We start from the raw sequence: 7,451 nt of genomic DNA on the forward strand, positions 1-7,451 counted from the left end.
CGCCGCGTCTGCCGGCAACCACGCGCAGGGCGTCGCGCTCGCCGCCCAGGCCCTCGGCATCCCGGCCACGATCTTCATGCCGCTCGGCGTCCCCGTGCCCAAACTTCTCGCGACGCGCGGGTACGGAGCCGACGTGATCCTCGACGGCCCGACCGTCGATACGTCGTTGCGACTTGCGGCGGAGTTCGCCGAGCGCACGGGCGCCGTCCTCATCCCGCCGTTCAATCACCGGGACATCATCGTCGGCCAGGGCACGCTCGGGCTCGAGATCGTCCAGGACATGCCCGACGTCGACACGATCCTGCTCGCCGTCGGCGGGGGAGGCCTCATCGCCGGTGTCGCCGGCGCCGTCAAAGCGATGGCAGCGGCTGCCGGCCGCACCGTGCGGATCATCGGGGTGCAGGCCGAGAACTCGGCCCCGTACCCGGAGTCCCTGCGGGCCGGCTATCCGATCGAGGTCGTGACGCGCCCGACGATCGCCGATGGCATCCTGGTCAGCCGCCCCGGCGACATCCCGTTCGCGATGATCCAGGAACTCGTCGATGACGTCGTGACGGTGACGGATGACGACATCGCCCGCGCGATGCTCGTGCTGCTCGAGCGGGCCAAGGTCGTCGTCGAGCCGGCCGGCGCCGTCGGTGTCGCCGCGATCCTCGCGGGCAAGGTCGAGGCGCACGGACCGACCGTCGCGGTCTTGTCGGGGGGCAACATCGACCCCCTGCTGCTCCAGCGGGTCGTCGCACACGGGCTCGCGGCATCCGGACGCTACATGAGCATGCGGATTCCTCTACCCGACCGTCCGGGACAGCTGTCGCGCGTGTCGGACCTGATCGCACAGGCGGGCGCCAACGTCATCGAGGTTCTGCACACGCGCCACGGCCAGGGGCTTCAGATCAGCGAAGTTGTGCTGCAGATCAGCGTCGAGACGCGGGGCGAAGAGCACAAGGCGCTGACCTTGCAGACATTGAAGGATGCGGGTTTCCACCCGGTCGTCGTCCCCGACTGATCACCCCTACTGGCCGGTGTAGGTCTCGACCTTGATGATCTCGACGGCCATCTCGCGGCCGTTCGGCGTCGCGTAGCTCGTCGTGTCGCCCTCGTTCTTGCCGAGGATCGCGGCGCCGATGGGGCTCGCCTCGCTGTAGACGTCGAGCGACGAGTCCGAGGCAAGCTCGCGGTTGGCGAGGAGGAAGCGCAGTTCACGCCCGGCGACCTTTGCCGTCACGACGGTTCCCGGCACGACCTTGCCTGTCGAGGTCGGGGCATCGCCGACGACCGCGGTCTTCAGCAGCTGCTGCAGGTTGCGGATGCGCGCCTCGATGCGTCCCTGCTCGTCCTTGGCGGCATGGTATCCGCCGTTCTCTTTCAGGTCGCCCTCTTCGCGGGCAACCTCGATGCGCTTGGCGATCTCTTCGCGGCCGTCCGTCGCGAGCGTCTCGAGTTCTGCCGCGAGGCGGTCGTAGGCGTCCTGCGTGAGGAAGGTCACGGGTGCGTCAGTAGACACGGCGTTCTCCTTCTGTGGTTCGTGTTCATGCGGCGGTGTGAGGGGTCAGGGCGACTCGTCGCCCATATGCCGAACGCCCCGGCATCGAGCCGGGGCGCACACTGTGATCCGGTCAGCCTAGGGGAGCCAGCAGGAGTTCACCAAACCGGTCGTGGCGAGGCTGACGGTCGGAACGGATACCTCGTAAGCCCGCGTCTCCTCGCCGCTCGGGGGGTACACGACGACCTTCCACCCGACGATTCCGAAGTCCTCGTCGAGGGCTTCGATCGCACACGCGACCTCGCGATCCGCGTGACCGGTGACCTGGAAGGTCACGGTCGCGGTGTGCTGATCGACGAGCGAGAATCCCAGGACATCCGCGTCGACATCCGATGCCGCCGTCGACACCGTCGACCACGCGAGCGCGCCCGTCGCAGCGACGGCGAGCACCCCGACCGTGATCCAGGCGAGCAACCGACGCCGACCGCTCCGGCCGCGACCGTACCGCTCGTCGAGACGGGCTTGGATGGTCATCGTCTGGCCCCTTCTGTGCCGGCTCGGCGACTGGCTCATGGACTGGTTAGGCTGGTGATACCAGGCTATGCGTTGCCGGGTGCCGCCCGTGCCATCTCGGGATCGGTCGCCGTGCGGAAGGACCCCATGCTCGCGTTCTCGTGGATCGTCTCGATCGCTACGCCGTCACCGACACCGGTCGTCGAGCCGGATCCTGAGCTCGTCACACCCGGATTCCTGGGCTTCGCGATAGTCGCGATCCTCGTCGTCGCCGTGGTGTTGCTGGTGTGGGACATGCAGCGCCGCATCCGTCGTGCCCGCTACCGCGCCGAAATCGACGCCGAACTCGATGCCGAGCAGCAGGCCGCAGCGGCCGTCGAGGCGTCGGACACGGACGACCAGTTCGTCGATGGCGCAGATGACGAGCAGAATCGCGCCGACGGGGGCACCCCGCCCCGCGTGTGAGGGGACGGCTGCTGCCGGACGTCAGCCGTAGACGGGGTTCAGTGCGATGATCAGCGCCGCGGTCCAGTGGCAGAGGAACGCGAGCACCGTGCACACGTGGAAGATCTCGTGGAACCCGAAGTGCCCGGGCCACGGGTTCGGACGCTTCAACGCGTAAACGAGCGCGCCGAACGTGTAGAGCAGGCCTCCGACGACGACGAGCGTCATCATGACGGCGTTGGCCGCGAAGAGGTCGCCGATGTACATCACTGCGGCCCAGCCGAGCACGATGTAGAGGGCGACGTAGAGCCAGCGAGGCGCACCGACCCAGAACACCCGGAACAGGATGCCGAGCAGCGCTCCACCCCATACCAACGACAGCAGCAGAGTCGCTTTCTCGGGGGGAAGTGCGAGCACCGCGATCGGCGTGTACGTTCCGGCGATCAGCAGGAAGATGTTGGCGTGGTCGATCCGCTTCAGCACAGCCTTCGCGCGGGTGCTCCAGTCGAAGCGGTGATAGAGCGCCGATGTGCCGAACAACAGCATCGATGTGGCGAGGAAGATCGCCGACGACCACTTCGCGGCGGTGCCATCGGCGAGGACGATCAGGACGATGCCCGCGACGATCGCGATGGGGAAGGTGGCCGCGTGGATCCAGCCGCGCCACGTGGGTCGGATGTCGACGTGCGCGTCGACGGCGGCGGCCTCCATCAGGGGGAGCGACGGGACCTCGGGGGAGTGGGAACGCGGGCGACGGCTCACGCATCCAGCGTAAGCGTTACCGTAGGGGGGTGAGCACGGGTGGGTCGAACCAGGGGCGAGGGCCGCTCTACCGTCTCTACACGGGCCGTCTGCGCCGGAGCCTGCGTGACGACCCGGTGCCGCACCACGTGGCGATGATGATCGATGGAAACCGTCGGTGGGCGCGTCAGCTGGGCTACGACTCGGCCGCTCACGGACATCGCGCCGGCGCGGCGAAGATGCGCGAATTCCTGACCTGGTGCGACGACGTCGGGGTGCGGGTGGTGTCGTTGTACCTGCTCTCGCACGACAACCTCGCCAAGCGCGAGTCGCGTGAACTCGCCGACCTGCTCGACATCATCGCCGAGCTGGCAGATGAGCTCTCGCGCGAGCGTGACTGGCGAGTGCAACACGTGGGGCGCTCCGAGAACCTGCCGCCGGATCTTGCCCGTGTGTTGCACGAGGCGAGCGAGCGCACCCGTGACAACACCGGGATGCACGTCAACCTCGCCGTCGGCTACGGCGGACGCAGTGAGATCGTGGACGCCGTGCGGAGCATCATCGCCAAACACGACGAGGGCGGGGGATCGCTGGAGGAGCTGGCCGCCAGCCTCACGCCCGAGCAGATCGGCGAGCACCTGTACACCGGCGGTCAGCCCGACCCTGATCTCGTGATCCGCACCTCGGGCGAGCAGCGCCTCAGCGATTTCCTGCTCTGGCAGAGCGCTCACAGCGAGTTTTACTTCGTCGAGGCGCTGGGGCCCGATCTGCGCGAGGTGGACTTCTTGCGCGCGATCCGCGACTACGCGCGGCGAGAGCGCCGATTCGGTAGCTGACCTGCGCCGCTGTCGGCGTGGCAGAATAGGCCGGTGGCAACCATCGAGGATTACGCGGCGTCGTTCGACCTCGAGCCCGGCTATCTGGACTGGGCATCGTTCGGCCCGTTGTCGCCCGCCGTTCGCCAGGAGAACACCGCCGACCTCGAACTGCTTGCGACGGGCCGTCGTTCGAGCATCGACAATGTCGTAGAGCACGCGGCATCCGCTCGCTCCCTGGTGGCCGAGCTGCTGGGTGGTAACGAAGCCAACGTCACCCTGCAACCGTCCACGACGCAGGGGATCATGCAGGCGGTCTTCGGCGTCACGGGAGGGTTGCTGGTCTCGCGAGGCGAGTACCCCAGCCTCACCGTCGCCGCGACCCGCGCTCACGAGGCTCTGCACGTCGTCGAGCCGCAGTGGATCGATCCGCCGGCCGGCTATGTCACCCCCGAAGTCGTGCGCGACACGATCACCTCATCCACGGCGGCAGTCGCGGTGAGCCTCGTCGACTTCCGGACGGGTTACCGTGCCGACCTCGCCGGGATCCGCGACGTCATCGGCGATCGACTCCTGATCGTCGACGCGGTGCAGGGTTTCGGCATGGTCGCCGCGGACTACCAGGCGGCCGACGTCGTGTGTGGCAACGGCTACAAGTGGCTGCGTGCCGGTCGCGGCACGGGCTTCGCATGGTTCAGCGATCGAGCGCTCGCCGAACTCACGCCCGTCTTCTCGGGTGCGACGGGAACGGATGTCGCACTCCCGATCGACGACGTGCCGCCGGCATCGGCCGGGGCGAACGCGTTTACCGTCAGCGTTCCCGACCACATCGCCGCCGCACGCCTCTCCGCATCGCTGCGGGAGGTGCTGGACACCGGCGTCGAGCAGATCGAAGAGGCGCTCGCCGCCCGCACCCGTGAGGTCCTGTTCCTCGCGGAGCGCTACGACATCCCGACCCTGACTCCTCGCGAAGCGGTGCACCGCGCCGGAATCGTCACGCTTGCGCCGCCCGCGCAGGATGTCGCAGCTCTGGCCGCCTCCCTCGCGAACCACGGCGTCACGTGCACGACGCGCAGCGGTGCCGTGCGCATCGCCCCGCACGTCGGCACCGCCGCCGACAGCATGGTGATGCTCGGCGACGCGCTCGCCGACTTCGCGCACGCGCGCACCTGGTAGCCGCGCGGAATTAACGCAGGCGTAACCTCCGGCGGGGCGTGTCGATTCGCGGCCGGGAGAGTCGCGGTCGTACGTTCATCTCATCGGGCAAGTAGCCCGGTCGAGTCGGCCACCAGAGTGCGACTCGCTACCTCACGGTGGTCGACTTTGCGGATGCCGGGTACAAACCCGGGTCGGGAGCAGGTTGTGACCACAGGGGCAGCACGCCAGCAGGACACGCTTTCCAGCAGCGCGGCAATCACACACGACACGAGCTACGAGCGTGCCGACTCGATCGGGTCGGATTCCGCGCTCCGTACGTATGTGCTCGATACATCCGTCCTGCTGTCCGATCCACGGGCGTACTTCCGATTCGCCGAACACAACGTCGTGATTCCCGTCGTCGTCATCACCGAGCTCGAGGGCAAGCGGCACGACCCCGAGATCGGATACTTCGCTCGTCAGGCGCTTCGTCACCTCGACGAACTCCGTATCGAGCACGGACGCCTGGACTTCCCGGTGCCGGTCGGAGCGGACGGCACGTTGCGTGTCGAACTCAACAACACCGACCCGAGCGTCCTGCCCTCGGGCATGCGGCTCGCCGATAACGACAGCCGGATCCTCGCCATCGCGATGCATCTCGCGCAGGACGGCCAGCACGTCACGGTCGTCTCGAAGGACCTGCCGATGCGCGTCAAAGCCGCATCGCTCGGCATCCAAGCGGAGGAGTACCTCGCCGAGCAGGCCGTCGACTCGGGGTGGACCGGAATCGCCGCGATCGACCTGTCGGGCGACGAACTGAGCGACCTCTACGAGAGCGAGGTCGGCAGCCACGAGACCGTTACGGGGCTGCCGGTCAACACCGGCCTGATCATCCACTCCGAGCGGGGATCGGCGCTCGGGCGCATGACCGGGCCGTCCGAGTTTCGTCTCGTGCGCGGTGACCGTGACGTCTTCGGTCTGCACGGACGCTCGGCCGAGCAGCGCATTGCGATCGACCTGCTGCTGGACCCCGAGGTGGGCATCGTCTCGCTCGGTGGCCGGGCCGGCACCGGAAAGTCGGCGCTCGCGCTCTGCGCGGGCCTGGAAGCTGTGCTCGAGCGACAGCAGCAGAAGAAGATCATCGTCTTTCGACCGCTGTTCGCCGTCGGTGGCCAGGAACTCGGGTACCTACCGGGCGACCAGGCGGAGAAGATGAACCCCTGGGGTCAGGCGGTGTTCGACACCCTCGGTTCGGTCGTTTCGGGCAATGTCCTGGAAGAGGTCGTCGAGCGCGGCCTGCTCGAGGTCATGCCGCTGACCCACATCCGCGGGCGGTCGCTGCACGACGCGTTCGTGATCGTGGATGAGGCGCAGTCACTCGAACGCAACGTTCTGCTGACGGTGCTCAGTCGCATGGGTCAGAACTCGCGGGTGGTGCTGACGCACGACGTCGGGCAGCGCGACAATCTCCGCGTCGGCCGCCACGACGGCGTCGCCTCGGTCATCGAGACGCTCAAGGGACACGGGCTGTTCGGCCACGTCACCCTGTCGAGGTCCGAGCGCTCAGAGATCGCAGCGCTGGTGACGGACCTTCTGGAAGCGGGCGAATTGGCGTAACGGGACGAGCCAGATGTGACGGGCGGGGAAGGCGGATGTATTCAATGTCATGAGAGAACTCTCATCGCCTTCCTCGCCTCCTCTCATTCCCGCTTGTCATATTTGTGGAAGAGAAATCTGAATATGCCCGCGAGAGCGGGACGATGATCGGCCAAAAGATCCCCCCAGTTCGTGGCTGATCATCGGAGTGCCAGCCCAAACCCATCCCGACGGGTGCGGCTGACGAACGAGGCGCACGTCCCCCAGATAACGCGCCTCAGCCCCCGGTGCATCCCCCCAAGCGCCGGGGGCTTCACTTTTTTCGCGGCGCTATTCTGGTGCCCGCATCGGCTCGCTTCATGTCTGCCGGATGACCCGATCGCGCAACCTCGTGGGGGAGCGGGTGACCGGACGCCATAGCATTCGGGCATCGATCCAGGAGGGTGCGCGGACTTCGGGGACGCCCCGGTTCATGCGGATCGACCAGCCGTTTCGGTCGACGAACCTGTGGTGGTACCAACAGAGCAATACTCCGTTGTCGGTGTGAGTCGGGCCGCCCTCGGCATGACCCGTGACGTGATGGATTTCGCACCAACCGGCGGGGACTCCGCAGCCGGGGATGATGCATCCGCCGTCGCGCAGCGCGATCGCGCGGCGCTGGTAGCGGTTGAAGACGCGCTCCTCGGTGCCGAGGCGCAGGATGCGACCGGTGTCGCCGAGGG

At 67.4% G+C, this 7,451-nt stretch carries 8 protein-coding genes and 1 pseudogene; 5 read left to right on the forward strand and 4 right to left on the reverse strand.

Going from position 1 to position 7,451, the window contains the following annotated elements:
- The coding region (locus MIC448_RS14515; protein WP_036301328.1) for a pyridoxal-phosphate dependent enzyme at positions 1-1,006 on the forward strand (1,006 nt) is incomplete at its 5' end.
- 6 nt (positions 1,007-1,012) lie between these two features.
- On the opposite strand, the gene greA is transcribed toward MIC448_RS14515, so the two are convergent.
- Together greA and MIC448_RS14525 are read right to left on the reverse strand one after the other, a co-directional pair.
- Positions 1,013-1,504 carry a transcription elongation factor GreA gene (gene greA / locus MIC448_RS14520; protein WP_036301331.1) on the reverse strand — a complete coding sequence of 164 codons (492 nt, stop codon included), beginning with the start codon at positions 1,502-1,504 and terminating at the stop codon, positions 1,013-1,015.
- Between the two features lie 117 nt (positions 1,505-1,621).
- Positions 1,622-2,017, reverse strand: a complete 396-nt coding sequence (locus MIC448_RS14525) for a DUF4307 domain-containing protein (protein ID WP_036301334.1) — start codon at positions 2,015-2,017, stop codon at positions 1,622-1,624.
- Between the two features lie 72 nt (positions 2,018-2,089).
- Here MIC448_RS14525 and MIC448_RS14530 point away from each other — a divergent pair, with 72 nt between their 5' ends.
- Positions 2,090-2,461 carry a hypothetical protein gene (locus tag MIC448_RS14530; RefSeq protein ID WP_243420047.1) on the forward strand — a complete coding sequence of 124 codons (372 nt, stop codon included), beginning with the start codon at positions 2,090-2,092 and terminating at the stop codon, positions 2,459-2,461.
- A 21-nt stretch (positions 2,462-2,482) separates the two neighbouring features.
- Here MIC448_RS14530 and MIC448_RS14535 read toward each other — a convergent pair whose 3' ends face one another.
- On the reverse strand, positions 2,483-3,151 hold the full coding sequence (locus tag MIC448_RS14535) for a hemolysin III family protein (protein ID WP_036301337.1): 669 nt from the start codon (positions 3,149-3,151) through the stop codon (positions 2,483-2,485).
- 80 nt (positions 3,152-3,231) lie between these two features.
- On the opposite strand from MIC448_RS14535, the gene MIC448_RS14540 reads away from it, so the two are divergent.
- The 3 genes from MIC448_RS14540 to MIC448_RS14550 all read left to right on the forward strand — a co-directional run bounded on the left by MIC448_RS14540 (position 3,232) and on the right by MIC448_RS14550 (position 6,750).
- Positions 3,232-4,017 carry an isoprenyl transferase gene (locus MIC448_RS14540; RefSeq protein ID WP_036301340.1) on the forward strand — a complete coding sequence of 262 codons (786 nt, stop codon included), beginning with the start codon at positions 3,232-3,234 and terminating at the stop codon, positions 4,015-4,017.
- A gap of 33 nt (positions 4,018-4,050) precedes the next feature.
- On the forward strand, positions 4,051-5,172 hold the full coding sequence (locus MIC448_RS14545; RefSeq protein ID WP_036301342.1) for an aminotransferase class V-fold PLP-dependent enzyme: 1,122 nt from the start codon (positions 4,051-4,053) through the stop codon (positions 5,170-5,172).
- Positions 5,173-5,325: 153 nt separating this feature from the next.
- The gene (locus MIC448_RS14550; protein WP_243420048.1) at positions 5,326-6,750 is read left to right on the forward strand and encodes a PhoH family protein; all 1,425 of its coding nucleotides are present in this window, start codon (positions 5,326-5,328) and stop codon (positions 6,748-6,750) included.
- Positions 6,751-7,086: 336 nt separating this feature from the next.
- Here the strand turns inward: MIC448_RS14550 and MIC448_RS14555 are convergent.
- A pseudogene (locus MIC448_RS14555) lies at positions 7,087-7,451 on the reverse strand (HNH endonuclease); the annotation flags it as partial.

Origin of the sequence: Microbacterium sp. C448 (genome assembly GCF_000582705.2) — a bacterium.
GTDB classification, from domain to species: domain Bacteria; phylum Actinomycetota; class Actinomycetes; order Actinomycetales; family Microbacteriaceae; genus Microbacterium; species Microbacterium lacus_A.

Excerpts from the sequence above, each read along its gene's own strand:
- MIC448_RS14550 (WP_243420048.1), top strand. The coding sequence starts at position 5,326 with ATGCCGGGTACAAACCCGGGTCGGGAGCAGGTTGTGACCACAGGGGCA.
- MIC448_RS14525 (WP_036301334.1), bottom strand. The coding sequence starts at position 2,017 with ATGACCATCCAAGCCCGTCTCGACGAGCGGTACGGTCGCGGCCGGAGC.
- MIC448_RS14535 (WP_036301337.1), bottom strand. The coding sequence starts at position 3,151 with ATGGAGGCCGCCGCCGTCGACGCGCACGTCGACATCCGACCCACGTGG.